18 protein-coding genes and 1 tRNA gene are annotated in these 19,898 nt (G+C 39.9%); 6 read left to right on the top strand and 13 right to left on the bottom strand.

Annotated features, from left to right (window positions below; translation table 11 throughout):
- Positions 1-431: 431 nt before the first annotated feature.
- The 6 genes from AACW90_RS19750 to AACW90_RS19725 form a co-directional block, all read right to left on the bottom strand.
- Positions 432-1,685: an HD-GYP domain-containing protein gene (locus AACW90_RS19750; protein WP_390237953.1), complete on the bottom strand. Its 1,254-nt coding sequence runs from the start codon at positions 1,683-1,685 to the stop codon at positions 432-434.
- A gap of 175 nt (positions 1,686-1,860) precedes the next feature.
- Complete coding sequence (locus AACW90_RS19745) at positions 1,861-3,414, bottom strand: methyl-accepting chemotaxis protein (RefSeq protein WP_390237971.1); 1,554 nt, start codon at positions 3,412-3,414, stop codon at positions 1,861-1,863.
- Between the two features lie 167 nt (positions 3,415-3,581).
- Entirely contained in the window at positions 3,582-4,196 is a 615-nt protein-coding gene (locus AACW90_RS19740; protein WP_390237950.1) for a LysE family translocator, read from the bottom strand.
- A gap of 98 nt (positions 4,197-4,294) precedes the next feature.
- On the bottom strand, positions 4,295-5,221 hold the full coding sequence (locus AACW90_RS19735; protein ID WP_390237947.1) for a LysR family transcriptional regulator: 927 nt from the start codon (positions 5,219-5,221) through the stop codon (positions 4,295-4,297).
- A gap of 130 nt (positions 5,222-5,351) precedes the next feature.
- The gene (locus AACW90_RS19730; RefSeq protein WP_390237943.1) at positions 5,352-5,510 is read right to left on the bottom strand and encodes a hypothetical protein; all 159 of its coding nucleotides are present in this window, start codon (positions 5,508-5,510) and stop codon (positions 5,352-5,354) included.
- Positions 5,511-5,868: 358 nt separating this feature from the next.
- Positions 5,869-6,828, bottom strand: a complete 960-nt coding sequence (locus AACW90_RS19725; RefSeq protein WP_390237940.1) for an OmpA family protein — start codon at positions 6,826-6,828, stop codon at positions 5,869-5,871.
- A 354-nt stretch (positions 6,829-7,182) separates the two neighbouring features.
- Between AACW90_RS19725 and AACW90_RS19720 the strand changes: the two genes are divergently transcribed.
- The 5 genes from AACW90_RS19720 (at position 7,183) to AACW90_RS19700 (ending at position 13,553) form a co-directional block, all read left to right on the top strand.
- Entirely contained in the window at positions 7,183-7,704 is a 522-nt protein-coding gene (locus AACW90_RS19720) for a DUF2058 domain-containing protein (RefSeq protein WP_390237937.1), read from the top strand.
- Between the two features lie 191 nt (positions 7,705-7,895).
- Entirely contained in the window at positions 7,896-8,468 is a 573-nt protein-coding gene (locus tag AACW90_RS19715) for a TetR/AcrR family transcriptional regulator (protein ID WP_390237935.1), read from the top strand.
- A 534-nt stretch (positions 8,469-9,002) separates the two neighbouring features.
- Positions 9,003-9,776, top strand: a complete 774-nt coding sequence (locus AACW90_RS19710; RefSeq protein ID WP_390237933.1) for a formate dehydrogenase subunit gamma — start codon at positions 9,003-9,005, stop codon at positions 9,774-9,776.
- A gap of 13 nt (positions 9,777-9,789) precedes the next feature.
- The gene (locus AACW90_RS19705; RefSeq protein WP_390237930.1) at positions 9,790-10,503 is read left to right on the top strand and encodes a 4Fe-4S dicluster domain-containing protein; all 714 of its coding nucleotides are present in this window, start codon (positions 9,790-9,792) and stop codon (positions 10,501-10,503) included.
- Between the two features lie 2 nt (positions 10,504-10,505).
- The gene (locus AACW90_RS19700) at positions 10,506-13,553 is read left to right on the top strand and encodes a tetrathionate reductase subunit A (RefSeq protein ID WP_390237927.1); all 3,048 of its coding nucleotides are present in this window, start codon (positions 10,506-10,508) and stop codon (positions 13,551-13,553) included.
- Between the two features lie 150 nt (positions 13,554-13,703).
- Here the strand turns inward: AACW90_RS19700 and AACW90_RS19695 are convergent, their stop codons facing one another.
- The 5 genes from AACW90_RS19695 to AACW90_RS19675 form a co-directional block, all read right to left on the bottom strand.
- Complete coding sequence (locus AACW90_RS19695; RefSeq protein ID WP_390237924.1) at positions 13,704-14,084, bottom strand: VOC family protein; 381 nt, start codon at positions 14,082-14,084, stop codon at positions 13,704-13,706.
- Between the two features lie 69 nt (positions 14,085-14,153).
- A complete protein-coding gene (locus AACW90_RS19690) occupies positions 14,154-14,894 on the bottom strand; it encodes a DUF6597 domain-containing transcriptional factor (protein WP_390237922.1) in 741 nt (246 codons plus the stop codon).
- Positions 14,895-15,083: 189 nt separating this feature from the next.
- Complete coding sequence (locus AACW90_RS19685; protein ID WP_390237919.1) at positions 15,084-15,440, bottom strand: DsrE/DsrF/TusD sulfur relay family protein; 357 nt, start codon at positions 15,438-15,440, stop codon at positions 15,084-15,086.
- A gap of 154 nt (positions 15,441-15,594) precedes the next feature.
- Positions 15,595-15,679: transfer RNA gene (locus tag AACW90_RS19680), tRNA-Leu, on the bottom strand.
- 167 nt (positions 15,680-15,846) lie between these two features.
- Complete coding sequence (locus AACW90_RS19675; protein ID WP_390237916.1) at positions 15,847-16,782, bottom strand: LysR family transcriptional regulator; 936 nt, start codon at positions 16,780-16,782, stop codon at positions 15,847-15,849.
- Between the two features lie 204 nt (positions 16,783-16,986).
- On the opposite strand from AACW90_RS19675, the gene AACW90_RS19670 reads away from it, so the two are divergent.
- A complete protein-coding gene (locus tag AACW90_RS19670; RefSeq protein WP_390237914.1) occupies positions 16,987-17,463 on the top strand; it encodes an RDD family protein in 477 nt (158 codons plus the stop codon).
- Between the two features lie 64 nt (positions 17,464-17,527).
- Here AACW90_RS19670 and AACW90_RS19665 read toward each other — a convergent pair whose 3' ends face one another.
- Together AACW90_RS19665 and AACW90_RS19660 are read right to left on the bottom strand one after the other, a co-directional pair.
- On the bottom strand, positions 17,528-18,250 hold the full coding sequence (locus AACW90_RS19665; protein WP_390237912.1) for an SDR family oxidoreductase: 723 nt from the start codon (positions 18,248-18,250) through the stop codon (positions 17,528-17,530).
- Positions 18,237-19,805 (bottom strand): acyl CoA:acetate/3-ketoacid CoA transferase, encoded by a 1,569-nt coding sequence (locus AACW90_RS19660; RefSeq protein WP_390237910.1) that lies wholly within the window; start codon positions 19,803-19,805, stop codon positions 18,237-18,239. The genes AACW90_RS19665 and AACW90_RS19660 overlap by 14 nt, the downstream gene beginning before the upstream one ends.
- Between the last annotated feature and the right edge of the window lie 93 nt (positions 19,806-19,898).

The raw sequence follows: 19,898 nt of genomic DNA, 5'->3' as shown, positions 1-19,898 counted from the left end.
TCAAATTAGGTCACTCAGTTCATTGAAACCGTTGTTGATTTCGTGCCCTAAGGCAGAGAATCATCTTCGATTGTCATCAACGAGTGCCCACACAGATTGATATAGGTTTAAATTGTTAAAGAGCGTTGCTTCTCAGTTGCTGTAAAGCTTTCCTTGAAGCGGACGTGCATTCTAGCGATTTAAAGTGAAGAGTCAAATACTTTTTCATTTTAATTTCGAAAGGCTTTTTCAAGCTGCTCGTCTTACTGATTTATCCGCAAAGCCTTGTGGGCTCTACCGTGTCAGTGAGGCGCATTATAGAGAGTGCACTTAACTTAGCAACTGTTTTTTGAGAAAAAAGTGGTTTTATTGGTGTTTTATTTCAATACCGATTAATACATGGTTCACACACACTTTATACACAGGCCGCTGTGGATAAAGTACGTTTTTACCTATTCATCGCTATCAAAAAAATAAGCTATACGAGAGCGAGGATTTAAATACTCTCTTATATTTTCCGGAAGCTTGGCGGGTAAGATAGTGCCTGCTATTTTTAAATCTTCATCCGCCAGATCCAATATTGGGGCTTGAGTCCGTGGCACCTTAGGATCATATAACAGTACATTAGGGGACAATATATGCTTGGCATTCACTGAAATAACTAATCCAACCATTTTATTCGATAGGCGAACCACTGTTCCTGGTGGGTAAACGCCCATAAACTTGATCAAAAGGTTTAAATTGTCAGCGCTATAGAGGTGTTTACAGTTCTTATATAGATGAGACAAAGCATAATAAGGAATTTTCTGCTCGGTAACGATATTGTTATGACACAGATTATCGTAAGCGTTAGCCAGCGAGACAACTTGAGCAAGCTCATCTATCGCATCCCCTTTTAATCCATTGGGATAACCAGAGCCATCTAACGTTTCATGATGTTGGATGATGATGTTCTTGGTTGATATTGGAAAGTTTTTTGCTGATTCCGCTATATCTAATCCATATTTTGGATGCAATTTTAAGTAATTGTTTTCAGGTATGGTAAGCGCGGTCTGTTTTCTAAGGATAGTCGTCGGGAGCTTAATCTTTCCTATATCATGAAAAAGAGCACCAAATGCAATGTCTTTAATCTGCTGCGAATCGAAACCTTTGCTTTTCGCTATCATCATCGCAAGCACTGACACGTTGAGTGAGTGAAAGTACATATCTTCAAATTCATTCTTGCCATTCATCAGATGCAATGTGACGCTATCATCCGATAACAATTTTTCAACGATGTCATCAACCATAAGTCTTGCTTCTTCAACAGCAGACTCAGGGCGATTCCTTACCTTACTCATGACAGAGCGTAGCTGAGACAGTGAACGTTCGAATTCCTTCTCGCAATTGATCACTCTTTTTCTATAGACATTAAGTTTGTCTATACGAGCTTGTTTCTCTTCCCACATTTTTTTCGCTTCAAGGTCGATACTTTCAGAATCAGCGATATCTACATCTGGACTTTCTTTGACAGGAAGGGGAGCAACATCACTCTGAGTAGGATCAACATATACATATTGAATGTTCAAATGTTTAATGAGATCGATCTGATCTTGAGATTTTAGTTTGAAGCTGTTAAATAAAAACGGGTGCTCATTCCATTTGACGGGCAATCGAATGTGGATTCCGGGTTGAAGTCTGTCTACTGTAATTTTAATTATTGCCACGTGATTATTTTGCTGACTCTTTTTTGATACTCATGGGAGATTCAATCTAAAGGATAGAGCAAAACTTTCTCTCTATTAAGCCTAATTCAGATCACTGATGTTCTTTCTGTCATAGGATTAGTATATAGCAGAAACAGAAAAGGCCAAACACTGTAGCCTTTTCTGCATATTACCATTAAAACTGACGTATAAGCCTTTGCAGGCCATCAAGGTCATCAACTAATTGGCTGGTTCTCAACACAGAAGAGCTCGAAACCCGTAGTGTCTCATCTGCTAGATTTTTGATATTCGCAACATTGCGATTAACTTCATTCGTTACACTTGCCTGTTGGTCAACGGATACAGCGATTTGATGGCTATTATCTGTAACCTGATTCAACATGCTACTTATGTTATTAAGTACATCACCAGTTTGATTGGCTCTATCAGTACATTCGGATGATAATTCACCGCCACGCGTCATGATATCTACGGCATTCGTTGCCGTTGCTTGTAATTGGGCAATCATTTCTTGGATTTCATTAGTAGACGATCTTGTTTTCGTCGCAAGTGAACGAACTTCATCGGCAACAACAGCAAAACCTCGGCCATGCTCTCCTGCCCTTGCTGCTTCAATCGCGGCATTTAATGCTAATAAATTAGTTTGTTCTGAAATATTCCCAATTACGTCAAGGATACCTTCAATTTTCTGACTGTTTTGCGCAAGACTATCAATAACAGACCTAGAACTTTCTAACTCTGCTGCAAGTTTATCAATGACTTCTATCGTTATTGCGATGCTTTCTAAACCTTTTTGAGACTCTTGATTTGCTTCTTCTGTTACCTTGGAGGCACGAGAAGCACTGCTCGCTACCTCATGTATTGACTGACTGAGCTCCTCCGCCGCCGCTGCGACTTGCTCCGTTTCACTAAATTGTTGCCCTAAACTCTGTTCAATTGATTTTATCGTTCTGAATTCCTCCTCTGCAGAGTTTAAAATTTTTCCTGTCACTTCTGTCGTTCTACCCGAGACTGCACGCAGTTCTGCCCTTCTCATCATTAACGCTAATTCAACCCGAGAGCAATCATCAAAATAACCTGTATAAGGTTTCTCCATTAATGGATTGTCATAGGATTCTTTGGCCAACTCCGCGATTTTATTGAATCTGGATTTCTGATAGAGAGAGGAAACGAGTAGAACACAGCCGAGGCTTATACCAAACAAGCCAATGTAAACAGGGTTTACTCCAAAGAACAATAGAATGGCTTGCAACATAACAAGCGCAGAAAGCATAACGTTGATAGAAAGAGATGAAAAACGTTGGCGAGATACGTTATCGCCATTATTCATCTTTTTATAGAGATTAGCCGCCCTATCAACCTGCTCTGGTTCTGGTTTTGAGCGTACAGATTGGTATTCAATTATTTCGCCTTTCTCATTCATTATCGGAGTTACAAAAGCAGAGACCCAATAATGACCACCACCTTTACATTGGTTTTTGACCAATCCCATCCAACTTTTACCCGATTTTATATACTGCCAAAGCTGACCAAATGCGGCTTTAGGCATATCTTTATGCCTAACCATATTATGAGGGTTGCCAATCAGTTCTTGTTCTTGATATTCGGCGACATCACAGAAAGTACTATTCGCGTAAGTAACAATACTGGAAGTATCTGTAGTAGAAATAAGGTTTACATCCTTTGAATACATTTTATTCAATGGATCACTTGAACTGTTGGTCGTCATCGGTTTCTCAAATAGCTCTAGAAGAAAGAGCATTACTTTTACACAAATTATTGCCCTTGCTCATTGATAATAATCAATAAGATAGGTGAATGAATTGTAAGATGCTTCATTTATACATGAATTTATTACTAACCGATGAAGATCAGTAAATATGGGTTACTTACTCCCTATGCGACCCAAACAACCCTTAATGCCAAAGCAATAAGAACGATACCAGAGAGCCGATCAATCAGGACTGCTTTGCTTTTCAATTTATCAAGTAATGTTGGTGAAGAGAGCATAAAAGCGAGAAAGGTATACCATAAACCATCAACAAAATAAGGTGTCGCTACCACAATCACCCGGCTGGATAACTCAGCCCCCACACCGACAAATTGTGAGAAGAGTGCGGTAAAAAAAATCATTATTTTAGGGCTTGTTACTGAAATCAAAAAACCTTCTTTTGCAGACTGCAACACACTGACTCTCTCACCCGACTCAAGCTTAGCAGCCACGCCGCCTTTAGACCTTAAGGCTAAAAAACCCAGATAGGCCAAATAAACAGCGCCCAGATAGCTAATCACGGTAAATAAAGTGGGGTATTCATGCAATAAAGCCGCTAGCCCAACGAGAGTAACAAACGCATATATCGCTATGCCAGTTGCATGTGCCCATGCTGTTGCAACACCATTGATTCTCCCCCCAGCTAAACTGTGTTTTACTACTATGGCTAAACTGGGTCCAGGTGACATAGCACCCAATAAGCAGATGGTAAAAAGAGATAACCAAACTGAGAATGTCATTTTGTGTTCCTTCAACGTTTTTGACAAAAATATCCGAACTATCGTCAAGCTAACAAAAAATCGCCATTAAATGAAATCAACAATACTCATGCTCACCATCAGTTAGAGTCATACCCTACTGAGTAGATCGAACTTCTCATAATCTCATAAGATAATTCTCTTACCCATTGATGGGAAGGTTCGTTATCATATTTTGGGTGCCATAAAAGCCAATACCTTTGCACCGGCAAGTCAATCGGAAGACTGTAATAAGAAATAGGTAAATGCGCGCACATATTCCTCGCAATATGTTGAGGAATAACAAGCAAGTAATCGGTGTTTATCAATGAACTCAATGCCGCAGAGTAAAAGGGAACCTTTAAACCAATATCCCGGCTTCTCTTAAGTGCAGATAAACGAGCATCAAATTCACTGTTCTTATCACCACCACCCGTGATCATGACATGTTGGAAGCTAAGAATATCATCAAGAAAAAGCTCATTTTTACTAGACAAAGGGTGTGTATTCCTCATAACGCAAACCAAATTGTCTTCACCAATTAATTTTCCAGATAGACCTTTGGGTTTATTGGCTAAAAGAGTAGAAGCCAACTTTATCGGACTATTTGCAAAATTTTCGATTAAATGAGGCTGCCAAAGGTGATAGTTAAATTTGGCTTTTTGGGTATAACTACTTACTTTTTTAACAATTTCTGGAAAAATATATTGGGCGACATAGTCACTACAAGAGAAACTCACTTCCCCTGCCCACTTCTCAGGTTCAAAAGATTGCTCTTCAATAAGATATTTAAATTCGCCAAACAACTGCTCTAATTTAACTTTAAGTTCTGCGGCTTTAGGTGTTTTGTATAATTCATTACCGTCTCGAATGAGCAAGGGGTCATCAAATAAGTTTCGTAGTTGTGCTAATTGCCGACTGACCGCAGATTGAGTGATGTTTAGTCGTTCAGCCGATCGAGTAACATGGCATTCTTCCAATAAAATAAGAAGGGAGCGCAGTAGATTCAAATTAACATTATCTAACATATTAAGATTCTTACTCTAATAAGATATTTTACTCATAATGGCACAGCCCGCTTGAGGGCCAAAATAATCTTAGGCATCAGATACAAAAAAGCCTCGAATGTATCGAGGCTTAAAGCTTATCGCTAAAAAATCACGCTTCTTCTTCGTTCCAATTTCGAGCCATGTATTCATTCGATTCACAACACGGACAATAAGGTAGTATTTCTCTGTCGTCACCTAGTACGACAGCAATCTTACATTTTGCGCATACATATGAACCTACACCAGGTTTATCCCCTGTCGAAAACATTCACCACCTCCCCCTGTTGAATACTAACTGAATAAAAAACTTAGCCCTTAATGTTTACCCTTGCTGCGTAACAAATCACAAATCCCATTTTTGGTTTTCTAATTCCGCCAACTACGATGATCCATATCAATAAAAGAACAGAGATTAAGCAGACAACTTAAAACTTCAACTGGTCATGGTTTAATAAGAATTGGCAATAATTAATTTATTTTATTTCAATATATTACCTATGATTTCATCAATATTGAATGCCTCAATCCAAGCGCAGCAGACAAAGAAAAAGGCCAGAGCCAACTCATGCTCTAGCCTTTCCCAATATTTACCGAAATTGACTAATATTGAATAAAATCACACGTCACTATTGTGCTATCTCAAACTCATCAATAATGACTTCTACACGACGGTTTTCCATGCGGCCTTCTTTAGTATCATTTGAAGTCTTAGGTTTACTTTCACCCTCACCACGGACAGTAATTCTTGATTCTTCGATTCCTTGTGTATACAAATAATCGGCTACTGACTGTGCACGTTGTTGTGACAATGACTGATTATATTTTTCCGAACCTCGTGAATCAGTATGCCCAATGATTTCAGCCTCAGCTTGAGGGTATTTATTCAAAACACCAACCAACCAATTGAAATACTGTTCGCTATTTGGTGCTAGTTCAAAACTGTCATTATCAAACAGCTCTACACCGTACTCTTGAAACAATCTTGTTTCGGGTACTGGTATCGCCTCTGCAACCACTTCTTCTTGAATAGGCTCTGGTGCTAATTCTTCAGCAACAGCAACAGCGGCTGGCGCACTAGAGCCAAATTTATAGGTGAGTCCGAAGAAAAAAGAATTTACATCTAAATTATCGACAACCCCTTTCGTAATATTATTGACACGTTGATACTCTACTCGTCCAAAAATATTATCTGAAAAACCATATTCAGCACCTATTGCGGCTAATAGTACAGTATCGTTAATATCTGCATAATCAACCCATGCAGCACCAAGCTTACCGTATAAGTCAATATCATTAACTGGGATAGTCAGTTTTGGCGCGAGAGTGAATGCCTTCATTGAATCATCAAAAGGTGCCGCTTTAAAATCACCCAAATAATCATAACCAGCTTCTAAACCGAACATATCTGTAAAGTTATAACCACCATAAATACCACCAGCGCCACCATCATCGCTACACGAGCTATCCGTTGGACACGACCCATCCAACCATGAATAACCTAACTTGCCACCGATATAAGCTTCAGCTTGAACCAACTGGGGAGACAGCATTAACATTGTGGACGCGAGCATTACTAACTTCTTCATAAGAATTCCTTTTTCTCTCAATTTATTATACGTGCATTATATTACGCACTGATAAGCAAGGCTACTCACATTGAACGGAACTATCTATAGTGTTTTCTTTATTTATTAATATTTTATCCACATTTCTGAACTTTGACTCAAAAGTGAGAAAGTTACTATTTTGCTTATATAAAACTCATGTAAACTTAGTTAGCGGGAACCGTTTAGATTGCATTCAAAATTAATGTTAACATTTCACACTGCTGACCCTTCATTGATATCATGCGTGTTAAACATTTTTAATTAGCTAATCAATAAAAAGTGTCAATCACGGCTATAAATGAGAAAATGATTAAAAACCAACTTGGAATAGACATGGCAAAGTTAAGCTTGCAAGACCAGTTACTAAAGGCTGGCTTAGTAAACGAAAAGAAACTAAAAAAGGCCACAAAAGGCTCAAAAAAATCTAGAGTTCAAGCGCGTGAAGCTAAAGCGGCAGTAGAACAAAACAAAGAATCGCAAAGGTTACGAGATATCGAGCTCAATAAACAGAGAGATGAGCAACAATTTGGCAGAGAGCTTAAAGCTCAAGTCAAGCAGCTCATTGAAATGAATAAAATCGATCAGAAACATGGCGATATAAAATATAACTTTACCGATGGTACTCTAGTTAAGTCTCTGTACGTAGATAACGAAACAAGAGGGCAATTGATTAAAGGGATTCTTTCTGTCGCTAGATATGAAGACAATTATGCTGTTATCCCTTCATCTGTTGCTTATAAAATCGCAGAAAGAGATGCTGAAGCTGTCATTGAAAACAAATCTTCTTCAGAAAAAGAACTCGCAGAAGACGACCCTTACGCAGAGTTTGTTGTCCCAGATGATCTCATGTGGTGATAAGTCGATTTTGCAATGCAACGAAGGCAGCCCATGGGTTGCCTTTTACAATAATGTCCCTAACTAATATTTTTAGCCGGAATAAACCTTGTTGATCGTTGTTTATCTCCTTGTGCGCGTGGTAGGCGAAAAGTATAATTATTTTCAGTTAGTTATTTTATTTGCTTGTTTAAGCTTATCTCGGGTGAAAAATGTCAAAACGTATGCTCAAAGATGAGAGAAGAGAACAGTTATTATCTGTCGCGGTATCGATTATCAAAAATCGTGGCTCAGAAGCATTAACATTATCCACTGTCGCAGAAGAGGCCGGAGTAACTAAACCCGTAGCCTATAATCATTTTGAAAACAAAGAAAATTTGTTAAAGCAAATATATCAAGACATCGATAATCGTCTGATAGAATCGATTCAAACAGCCAAAGAATCGAGTAATCAATCCATCACCGATATTATTTCTATTCTTTGTGAATCTTATATTAATTGTATGCAAATAAATGGCGAGATTTATGACTTAACGGTTGCGGCTCTTAAATCTTACCCAAATAACATAGATCTTTCTAAAAACATTCAAGATTTTTTTATAGAATCTTATGCCGATATTTTTCAGATGTCCGTTACAAATGAATATCATCATAATAGGTTAAAGATAATCGCTATTAATAGTATTATTGAATCTATCGGGGAATCTATCATCTCTGAGCAGATACCAAGAGAGATTGCCTTGGATTATCTACAATTAGAGATACATAGAATACTTACTCAATAATATTAAAACCTACCGCCTTTCCACATACTATGTTCACTTTGTAACAATCTGATCAGTAGCGTTACTACTGCCAATTAGATAATGACGAATGAAGATATGTAACCAATATCACCTCCTAACTACCATTCACTTAGAAAAACAACTTTAAAATTAAACAAAAACAACAAGTTAAATTGAAAGCAAACGATATATAAAATTATCCCCATTAGTTTTAATGATTTAAATCAAAAAATCATTAGTTATCTAGATAGCTAGGCATTTTCATAAAGATACTATTATGAAAACATGGTAAAAATCACAATTACTTTAACTTACCAATGGTAACATCAAAAAAACCACACAAGTTACCAACGGTAAGTTTAACGACTTACACATGTTACCAGTAGTAACATGCTGTTTAAATATTTTAACAAACTAGATGCTTCATCGATTGATAATATTAACGACATTCAACATGAGTGCTGTTAATTATAATAAATAGGTGTTTATCTAATTGGTTAAACCATAATTTAATATTAATAATGCAGGATTATTATGGAACAATCTTCTATATGGCTCGATCTTCTGTCGAGTCAAACAACCTTGTCATGGTTGTTAGTCGCGAGTGTTTTTGGTGTCGCGCTGCTCATGAGCTTATTTGTCTTGGTAAATGGCACATCCAAGATAGACGGAGGCTTTAGCGGCAAGATGATTCAACGCTGGTCGATTCCTAGCGTAATTGTACATTGGTTAGGAGCAATTCCTTGCCTTATTTTGATTCTTACTGGCATCGTTATTGGTGCGGCAAAAGTTCTATTCGAACCTGGTAGCACGAGTTGGGCAAACGCGGTTCAATTTTCATCCAATTTGCATGAAATAGCCGTATTTCCGTTCATAGTTGGTGCTTCTATCATTGTGACAATATGGTGGAAGAAACAGCTATTTAAAAAATATGATATTGACTGGTTTAAAAAAGCAGGTGGATACATAAACTTCGGCGACAAACAACATCCAGAAGCAGGGTTTGCGAATGGTGGTGAGAAGCTTTGGTTTTGGGTATTCGCAATCAACTTCTTAATTCTATCTATTACAGGCCTTATGTTATTTTTTCCCGAAATAGCACCTACCTATAATACCGCGCCTGTTGTTATTTCTCTTCATATCATTTCTGCGATGATTATCGGTGCATTTGCCGTGGTACATATCTTTATGGCTACCGTAATATCCGAAGGTGGCTTAAGCAATATGATCAATGGTAAGTGCGATGAGAACTGGGCTAAACAGCACCATAATCGCTGGTATAACACTCTAAATAAAAAAGAAAAATAAGGCTAAAATCATAATGGATAGACGTAAAGCGATTAAGCTACTCGCCGGCGGAACTACCGTATCACTGGTGTCAGCCTCTCCTGTTATTGCATCAGTGATGGCTGGCGATTCAAAAACAAAAATCAAACGCTTAGCAATGGCAATTGATCTTCGCCGTTGCAATGGTTGTAAAGCCTGTGTTACCGCTTGCAATCAAGAAAACGGTAACGAAGCTCATGAACATCGTACCCAAGTTTTGCAAAGCAGCACTCAAATCAATGGCAAAGACTACGTAGTTAACCTTCCTCTCCTGTGTAATCAGTGTGAAAACCCTGTATGTACCAAGGTCTGCCCTACTGGCGCAACCTTTAAACGAAATGAAGACGGTATTGTTGTTGTTGATTCAACCGGTTGCATCAACTGTAATTTCTGTGTCTACACCTGCCCTTATGACGGTGTACGTTTTACCAACAGTAAAACTGGAACAGTAGACAAGTGCAATTTCTGTATTCAGAGAACATCTCAAGGCTTTTTACCCGCTTGTGTCGAAACCTGTACTGGTGGTGCTCGTGTCTTTGGCGATCTTAATGATCCAGACAGCGAAATAGCGAATTTACTCAACACACAAGAAGCGTTAGTGCTGCAATCAGATAAAAATACTCAACCTAACGTTTACTACATTGGCTTAACGGATGCAGAAAGTGAGCAACCGCATAGCTTGAACTCCGAACCGACATGGCAGCGCTAATTATGGATCGTAGACAATTTTTAAAAACTGGAGCCGCGGTAACCATCACAGGCGGAATGACAAGCATCGCAAAAGCCAGTGCATCTGAAACAAGTGCTGACATAAGCCGCTATGCACCATTAAGCCCTGAGCCTGAGTTCATTTTTGGTCCAGACAATAAACTCGTCAATAACCCGAAGCAACGCTTTGCATTTACCAAGTGTTTTGGCTGTTATAACGTGTGTGGAGCCCGTATACGGATTGACAATGAGACTGACCAAATACTGCGTGTATGTGGCAACCCATATGCGCTCTCTACCAATTCCGGAGGACCGATAGCAATGGATGTTTCTCCACAAGACGCCATGTTGCAACTTTCTGGAGAACAAGGAAATCAAAATCGAGCCACACTATGTGGACGAGGCAATGCAGTACCGAATGCGATAACGGATTCTCGTCGCGTGACAACGTGTTTAAAGCGAGTTGGGAAACGTGGCGAAAATCAATGGAAGACTATCTCGTATGAACAATTGCTCAAAGAAGTTGTTGAAGGTGGCGATCTATTCGGTGAAGGTGCAGTCGAAGGATTAAGGGATATCTATGACGAGAAAACCGTCGCTAATCCAAACTATCCTGATTTTGGTCCAAAGAAAAATCAATTATTAGTGACCGGGTGTTCTGAAGATCCTGCTCGATGGGGATTCTATAAACGTTTTTCTGAAGCGAGCTGGGGAACCCCTAATATCGGCAACAAAGATTCATATTGCGGGCACCAACAGGTTGCTGGTTGTGCATTAGGAGTCGAAGACGGAGCCAATAGTGGTGCGCTGCCGACCACTGATTTTGAGCATTGTGAATTTGCTATTTTTATCGGCACCAACCCAGGTTTAAGCGGCATCAGTCTAAACTCTGCGTCTAAGCGTCTCGCTGATGCCCGTACACAAAATCCTAGATTCAAGTATGTTGTTATCGATCCTATCTTGCGTTCACTTACCTCATCATCTACATCTGATAAATGTGAATGGGTACCTATACGTTCGGGTGGTGATACCGCATTAATGCATGCCATGATGCAGTACATCATCAATAACGAACGATACAATAAATCCTATCTAGCGGCGTGCAGCCAAGAAGGCGCAAGCAAAATTGGTGAGATCAATTACACCAACGCCCCGTTCTTAGTTGTTACTGATGAAAAACATCCTTTGTATCGTCGATTCCTCACAGCAGAGGCATGCGGTAAGGGAGACGCGGATACCAAGATGGTTATCGATGCTAAGAGCCAGCAATTAACTACAGCAGACAGCTCCGCACCTTGTAATGTTACCTTTGTCGGAGAGATAGCGGACAACGATGGTCAAGCCATACAGGTAGCCACTGCATTCTCTTTATTGGCAGATCGAGTTAATAAGTATTCGATGTCTGACTACTCTAACGAGTGTCAAATACCAGAAGAGAAGATCATAGAACTCGCTAATGAGTTCACTTCTCACGGACGTCGTGTCTCAATCGAAACGAATACTGGATGCAATGCCAGTGATGGTGGGCAGTTTGGATTTGCGATGATAATGCTTGCCACATTAGTTGGTGCACATAACGCGAAAGGTGGCATGCTGCATACCGGTAGTATGGGCTTTGAGAATACCTCGCCTTTATACGATATGATGGCGTTTGAACATGTCCACGTGAGTGGTTTTAATGCTGAACGTTCTGGTGACTATCGTCAAAGTAACGAATATAAAGAAAAGGTCGCAAAAAATATCAATCCATTCCCATCGGACTCTCCGTGGAATGAAACCTTTGTACAAGACAATGCAGGCGAACTGCTTGTTGCTCATGCCAACGGCAACCCGTTCAAATTTAAGGCTTGGATAGCATGGGCCAATAATCCTCTTTATGCATGTTCAGGTTTGAAAGATCAGGTCGAAGATTCCATCAAAGATCCAAAGCAATTGGGCCTAATTATCGCGTCAGACCCGTATTTTAATGAAACCAATATTTACGCAGATTATTTCGTGCCAGATTTGGCACAATATGAACAGTGGGGCGCTTCTCGTCAGTGGGGAAGTGAGTTAATGGGTGATGTCGTTTCATTCCCGATTATTTCTCCTAGAACACCAATAAATGCAGATGGCAATCAGGTGTGTATGGAACAGTTCCTTATCGATGTTTCAAAGCAGCTCAATCTTACCGGTTTTGGTGACCATGCCTTTAAAGACACAGCAGGAAATACAAAAGCTATCCACACTCCGGAAGATTACTATATTCCCGTATTGGCGAATCTAGCTCATAGCGACGAAGTACTCCCTAATCCAACAGAAGAAGACGTTAAGTTTACCAGCGTAGATAGAATATATCCGCAACTGAAAGCTCGATTAAAAGCGGAAGAAATAGGACCAACCATGTTCCTATTTACCCGAGGTGGCCGCTACTATCCAGTAGACAGCCGTTACGAAGGTGAATTCTTTAATGAGATGATGAGATGGGATGCTGAGTTTCAAGTCTATAATGAAGGTCTGGCGCATATCACTAACTTCCATTCTGGAGAGTATCTCGATGGCCAGCCTGTCTACGACAAGCAAAGGTTTTGGGATGGCACGGCTATCCGTGACTTATGGACCGAAAGTGAGTACCCGCTATCATTTTCCACCTTTAAACACCAGCTACGTAGTCCTTATTCGGTAACATTAAAAAATATTACGGCTCTAGGTGCATCAAACTTTATTCAGATGAACGAGATTGACGCCATTAAATATGGACTCAAAAGTGGAGACATAGCCCGAGTAACATCGCCAAAAGGTACCTTTATTGAAGGTGTTGTCCAAGCGGACTCTACCGTTGCAAAAGGCTGTATAGCGATACCCCTTGGCTTTGGACACACAGCATTTGGTGCCAGTGACATCACCATTGATGGAAAAACACTTGCTGGAATTAAGGAAAGGAGAGGTGGAATGAGTGTCAACGCCTTTAATGCTGTTGATCCAACCAGAAAAGGGGCGAGCTTATATCGAGATGCCACCTTTGGTTCCACTGCCCGACACGGAATACCCGTTAAAATAGAAAAAGCCTAATCGACTCTAACCAAGAAAAACAAGGACGCCATTCGGTATCCTTGTTTTTACTTGTCGTTATGTCGATGACGCCCACAGAATATTATATGGCGTGTGATAGCATTTCCTTTCTATAGGTTACGTACATTTCGCAGATACCTATCTTCAAGGTTATTTCATAGAGCTGAGACCAAACGTATTACCTTCGGTATCCATACATATGCTCACCCAACCAAATTCTCCAATCGACATTTTAGATCTAATTACTTCACCACCCGCGCCTTTCACACGTAATTCCTCTGTTAAACAATCTTCAACACCAAAATAAATAAGAGTGCCACCTGTTGCTGGACCTGACCCTTCTCTTTTTACGAGAGCTCCGCCAGCACCGTATGACATCATGTCGGTCGGAAAGCTCCTCATTACTGCATTACTATCTGTAGGGTCTCGCATACTATCTAATTTATTTTTAAAAACAGATTGATAAAAAGAAACTGCTCTATCCATATCATTCACATAGATATCAAACCAGCCGATTGCATTTTGATTCATGACTTCATCCTTTTTGTGTTTAAGTCATGACAGAGAATAATCAACCAGATATTTTAAGTATTGTATAAATCAGACATCAAATTTACGATAATATTCTTCCGGTGTGTATCCTGTAATTTTGCGAAAAGAACGAATAAAGTGTGATTGGTCGGCATAAGAATCCAAATAGTGCTGTTTGAATGACTGCTGTAATCGTAAGACTTTAATAAGGTCATGAGGAGAAAAACCTGTCGATTTTTTGAGTACACGTTGTAGTTGACGAGGAGACATTTGCACTGAATCAGCCATGGCAGTCACAGTATGAATAGAGTCTATCGTTGACAGTATTTTCTCTGTTACAGAGTTTGCTGCGACTTGTTTTTCATCGATAAGTTGATCGACTAATTTTGACAGAACGGACTGTTTGGAGGGAAAATTTAGTTCAGTAAGTTCGTTGCCTATACCAATCAATGGTAAATCACCTAAGTATGGCGTCCCGACAAAACTATCGGAGGTTTCATTTAGGTTACCTTGCCACACGCCAGGAAAGAATTGAATACCAACATAATGAAACTCTTTGCCCAGATTAAGTTTTTCGTAAGTAGTACGAAGTGCTGTAACACCAGCGATTCGAGTATCTTTTTGATTGAACAGAATATTCACACAAGCATCAGGCAAAGCATGAAGGCAAAAATCACTCGGTAATTTTATCTCTGTTTTTAACTCCCAAAAGCTATGTACTAACTTAGCAAGAACCCTTGGTGGTTTTGCTTCCTTATAACTTACTGATTGTACTACTTTCTCTATCCCGTCTTGTATTGGGTCATACATATATAAGCCTTATAACCGTTAATTGGATATTATCATCCACTATCTAAATAAAGGTTATAAGGCTTTTTGTAAAGAAATTAATACCATTGAGAATATAAAAGAGAGGACTTGAATCGCCATGACTTTCGGCAACAGATTTTGAATTCTAGGGAATAGACAGAAACAAAGACCGCAGCAATGATATTACATCTAAAAACTGATGGTTTTATCGGCCATAATTACCCACTGAGCTAAATCATCCATTGTGGCAGATTCACAGCCTTCAATAACATCAAGTCCAGAGAGCCCGCGAGCCTGAACGCAAGAGCCACAAAACTTCACTTGGTTGTTTTGCGCAATCACTATCTCCAGCATTTGTTGAATATTATAGCCTTCATTCGGAGACTGCTTAGGTAAAATAGCAGTAACAGCATCAGACAATAAAAATAAGCTCACCTTAACAGGTTTCCCCTCTTGCTCATTAAGTTGTATAGCAAGACGCAAAGCATTAAAAAGCTTTTCAGAGCCATAGGGAGCATCGTTAACAATAATAAGAACATGTTGCATAGAGTAGAACCTTCTACCAAAAAGCGGAAAGGAAAAGAGTAACATTGTAATAAAAATGAAAGGGTTAAAAAGATCACGTTATAAATGCTAAGTTTATAATTACTCTAGATACAACAAAGCCCCGACGTTAGTCGAGGCTTTGTTATTTAAATAATGGTACCGGTGGGCGGACTTGAACCGCCACGCCTTTCGGCAACGGATTTTGAATCCGTCGTGTATACCAATTTCACCACACCGGCATCGTAAGGCTAATGCCCTTTGATGCTTGGCATTATACGGATGAAACTAAGGGGTGCAAGAGGAAATTCCTTAGTTGTGAGTCAGTTGTTGAATAATTAGCCATGTAGTCATCGGTTCTCGTTCCATTAGCTCAGTTTCCTCAGAATGTAACGTTTACCCATTTGGTTCAAATATCGGAAACACAACTAGGAGTAAGCTCAATGATCAACTCTCGTAACCATTTGTGACTGGGATCATTTTCAAAATGTCGGTGCCATAATAAAAAATACCCTCCCGAGTCCAACTTTACAGGAATAGGCTTAACAATAAGATTAGCATCCATGTTAAGTACTTTTACCGAAGACTCTGGATAACACATCAACAGATCACTCTGTTCGCACAATTTAACGGCACTTGGCACATCTGACATGTTAACAGCATTATCTAGCTGCCTATTTTCAGATAGCAGTATTTCCTTTAACAACCACCCACTAATACCACCAATAGTCACCTGCAGATGACGGTACTTCAGAAAGGTGTCAATGTTCCAATCTTCGTTTAAGGCTGGATGTCCTTTCCTCATGAGGCAAACGGAATGATCTCGTACTAGTTCAATATAATTCAGCTCTTCAGGGATAGCATTAACATGGGATTTAGCCCGTTCGTCCCACTCAAAAATTGCGATTCCAAAGTCTATTTCCCGCCTCAGTAAACACACAAGGCTGTCTTCATTCCAAGTTCGGCTAGTAATACTAATACTCGGAGCCTGTTTGAGTAAACTAGGCATAAAATACGGATAGGCAACCGTATAGGCCGTTTCTACCAAATCAATATTGAACCTACGTCTGCTTTTATTGGGTTCAAACGTTGAAGGAATGGTGAGTTGATCTATTTGCTTAAGTACCTCATGGATGTTTGGCGCAAGAGATAATGCTTTGGGCGTTGGTGTCATCTCCCTAGACGTACGCTCAAACAACGGGTCATCAAATGCTTCACGTAATTTTGCCAGTTGCTTACTCACCGCGGATTGACTTAGGCATAGACGATCAGCCGCTGCCGTAACATTACGCTCTTCTAGTAAGACAGCCATTACTCGCAACAAATTCACATCAAAATCTTTCACATATGCTCCACTAACGACTGAGTTGATCCAACTTATTTTATAAGGATACTCACTGTTTTCAATCAAATTGAGCAATCGACTTCATTTATGTTCGTTTAATTGGCCTATATCGGAATTGAAAATGAACATTCTGCCGATAAGCTCTCTTTTCAAATACTCGACAAATCTATATGCTGTTTCAAAAATCAAATCAGAATAACTAAAATGACAACAAAACAATCCTTACCCCCAGCAGGCGTCATTCGACGTTTAGCCGCTCTTTTGTATGATGGCATTATCGTTCTTGCTATTGAAATGTTTGCTGCAGGATTGATCATTGCCATTTTGGAAGCCTGTGTGGCTTTAGGTGTGATGACTTACGGTTCATACCAAGATCCGGGTGAGTTACTAGGTTCGCACCCTATCTGGAGCCATGTCTTTACCCTTTATTTAGGTGTTATTTGGATTGGCTTCTTTGTCTATTTTTGGACAAAAGCAGGACAGACTGTTGGAATGCGAACGTGGAAATTGCGAGTTCAAAACCCTGATGGGAGCTTAATCTCTCGTACTCAAGCACTTATTCGAATTGGTACTTCTGGTTTTGGTCTAGCGAATCTTTTGGTCCCTTTTGATCTTAAAAAACGGGGTTTTCATGATATTTGGGCAAAAACCGAAGTCGTCGTTTTACCAAAGGTATACTAACAAGCGTAATAGATTAAAAAGCGATCATTTCATCAGAAGGTAAATGATCGCTCCAAAGGTGATTCTATAAAACTAGGCCACCATCAATCTTTAGAACCTGTCCAGTAATAAACTGGCTCTTACTTGATGCTAGAAATGCGACACCATCGGCAATATCTTGCGCGGTTCCCATTCTTCCTAAAGGCGTCTTTTTCTGCATATACTCAATGACCTTTTCTGGTAACTCATTGGTCATCTCGGTGGAAATAAAGCCCGGCGCAACGCAGTTCACCCTGATTTGAGCGCCTTTTCTTGCTAGCTCTTTCGCCCAACCTTTACTCATGCTTATCACGCCACCTTTTGAAGCCGCATAATTACTTTGACCTATGTTGCCGTCGGTTCCAACGATTGATGAAATATTAATAATGCTCCCGGAGCCCTGCTCTAACATTAATGTTGATACCTGTTGAGTGAGGATAAAAACGGCCTTTAGGTTGATATCGAGTACTTTATCCCAATCGCTAGACAACATATCGCCAAGCATTGCATCTCTGGTGATGCCTGCATTATTGACGAGCACGTCAACGTTATGGAACCTCTCTTTTATATCTTTTACTGAATTGGCGACTGCAACCTGATCACAAAGATCGAGTTGATAACAATAAAGCGCTTCACTTTTTTGCCAATCTATCACCACCATATCAATAGCAATCACAAAAAAACCATCTTTTATCAACTGCTGGCTAATCGTCTTCCCAATCCCTCGAGCAGCTCCCGTTACAATCGCAATTTTTTTATCCATTGTCATTATTCATCCTTAAATCAAAGTGAGTTTGGAAAATAGTTTTATCCATTTTGGTTAGGTTGGAAGCGATCTTGGGTTTAAATTCCATCTGTGATAGAACATCTTTTTCTAGGTCTATACCCGGCGCGATTTCTGTCAACTCCAATCCTGTTGACTCTAATTTAAACACTGCCCGCTCTGTAATATACAATACTGTTTTGTTACTTAATTGGGCTTGCTTCGCGCAGAAAGTAATCTGTTCAACCTGAGACAAAAACTTGGTATTTTCACCTTCAGAAAGAATATTTAGTTGGCCATCTTTACACTCAATTTCCAACCCTTTTGCAGTAAATGTTCCGCAAAAATAGACCTGTTTAGCATTCTGGGTAATGTTAATGAAACCACCACAGCCCGCTATTTTGTCACCAAATCGAGAGACATTAATGTCTCCTTTTTTATCGCATTGAGCTAAACCAAGGAACGCCTGATCTATCCCACCACCATCATAAAAATCAAACATTTGATCTTGGCTTATAATTGCCTGAGGATAAGACGAAGCGCCAAAATCTAACCCTCCAGCAGGATTGCCACCAACAGCACCAGGTTCAACGGTCAATACAAACTGATCGAGTACGCCAGATTCACTGGCTGCGGCTGCAATATATTCAGGCACACCAATACCTAAATTAAGGATAGATCCTCGTTTCAGTTCCATTGCTGCTCGACGAGCAATCACTGTTTTTGCATCCAATATCATAGGTGATACTTTGATTGTCTCCTTAGGCTCAGTATATTCTCCAACAAACGCAGGATTCATCTGAGTTGCAAAGGTTTGCATGTGCTCAGTCAAATCGTGACATTGAACGATTGCATCAACAAATATACCGGGGATCTTTACAGCATGAGGGGATAACTCTCCCGCTTTAACGATGTGCTTAACCTGCACAATAACTTTGCCACCACTATTTTTCGCCGCCTGCGCCGCCGCGAGACTTTCAACAATTAGACACTCATCTTCCATAGTGATGTTGCCATTTTCGTCAGCTGTTGTTCCGCGTAATATAGCTATATCAACTGGTAACTTATGATAAAAAAGGTGCTCTTCACCTTGTAGATCAATAAGCTCTACCCAGTCTTCCTTGGTGACTTTATTGATCTTTCCACCTTCAACTCTAGGGTCGACAAATGTACCAAGACCCACTTTACTGATCGTGCCTAATTTACCAGCAGCTGTATCCCTAAGGAGGTGTGAAATAATCCCTTGAGGTAAATTGTAGCCTTGAATGCGCTCAGAAACGGCAAGTTCTTGTAATTTGGGAACCAAGCCCCAATGACCGCCGATCACTGTTGATACCATCCCTGCTTTCGCCAAATGATTCACAGCTCGACCTTTTCCATCTCCCTGCCCAGCGGCGAAAATTAAGGTTAGGTCTTTCGGTGTGCCAAAAGAATCAAACCTTTCTCCAATTGCCCTTTCTATTGCCTCAGGAACAACACTACCTATAAAGCCACCTAGCATTATTGCTTGGCCATCTTCTATCCATTCCGCTGCTTGCTTCGCTGTTAGTTGAATTACCACAATTCACCATCCTTGTTTAACCTATAGGATAGTGATTGTTATGGATAAGTTAAATTGCAGATATAGAGAGAGACAATTTCAAAAATGAAATAA

The organism is Vibrio frigidus (assembly GCF_042465995.1).
Lineage (GTDB): Bacteria > Pseudomonadota > Gammaproteobacteria > Enterobacterales > Vibrionaceae > Vibrio.
Note: the sequence above shows the minus strand (reverse complement) of the source record. Positions and strands in the feature narration are given on the sequence as shown.

What these genes read in the sequence shown, in the direction of transcription:
- AACW90_RS19745 (WP_390237971.1), bottom strand. Translation starts at nt 3,414, where the DNA reads ATGACGACCAACAGTTCAAGTGATCCATTGAATAAAATGTATTCAAAG.
- AACW90_RS19740 (WP_390237950.1), bottom strand. Translation starts at nt 4,196, where the DNA reads ATGACATTCTCAGTTTGGTTATCTCTTTTTACCATCTGCTTATTGGGT.
- AACW90_RS19735 (WP_390237947.1), bottom strand. Translation starts at nt 5,221, where the DNA reads ATGTTAGATAATGTTAATTTGAATCTACTGCGCTCCCTTCTTATTTTA.
- AACW90_RS19730 (WP_390237943.1), bottom strand. Translation starts at nt 5,510, where the DNA reads ATGTTTTCGACAGGGGATAAACCTGGTGTAGGTTCATATGTATGCGCA.
- AACW90_RS19725 (WP_390237940.1), bottom strand. Translation starts at nt 6,828, where the DNA reads ATGAAGAAGTTAGTAATGCTCGCGTCCACAATGTTAATGCTGTCTCCC.
- AACW90_RS19720 (WP_390237937.1), top strand. Translation starts at nt 7,183, where the DNA reads ATGGCAAAGTTAAGCTTGCAAGACCAGTTACTAAAGGCTGGCTTAGTA.
- AACW90_RS19715 (WP_390237935.1), top strand. Translation starts at nt 7,896, where the DNA reads ATGTCAAAACGTATGCTCAAAGATGAGAGAAGAGAACAGTTATTATCT.
- AACW90_RS19710 (WP_390237933.1), top strand. Translation starts at nt 9,003, where the DNA reads ATGGAACAATCTTCTATATGGCTCGATCTTCTGTCGAGTCAAACAACC.
- AACW90_RS19705 (WP_390237930.1), top strand. Translation starts at nt 9,790, where the DNA reads ATGGATAGACGTAAAGCGATTAAGCTACTCGCCGGCGGAACTACCGTA.
- AACW90_RS19700 (WP_390237927.1), top strand. Translation starts at nt 10,506, where the DNA reads ATGGATCGTAGACAATTTTTAAAAACTGGAGCCGCGGTAACCATCACA.
- AACW90_RS19695 (WP_390237924.1), bottom strand. Translation starts at nt 14,084, where the DNA reads ATGAATCAAAATGCAATCGGCTGGTTTGATATCTATGTGAATGATATG.
- AACW90_RS19690 (WP_390237922.1), bottom strand. Translation starts at nt 14,894, where the DNA reads ATGTATGACCCAATACAAGACGGGATAGAGAAAGTAGTACAATCAGTA.
- AACW90_RS19685 (WP_390237919.1), bottom strand. Translation starts at nt 15,440, where the DNA reads ATGCAACATGTTCTTATTATTGTTAACGATGCTCCCTATGGCTCTGAA.
- AACW90_RS19670 (WP_390237914.1), top strand. Translation starts at nt 16,987, where the DNA reads ATGACAACAAAACAATCCTTACCCCCAGCAGGCGTCATTCGACGTTTA.
- AACW90_RS19665 (WP_390237912.1), bottom strand. Translation starts at nt 18,250, where the DNA reads ATGACAATGGATAAAAAAATTGCGATTGTAACGGGAGCTGCTCGAGGG.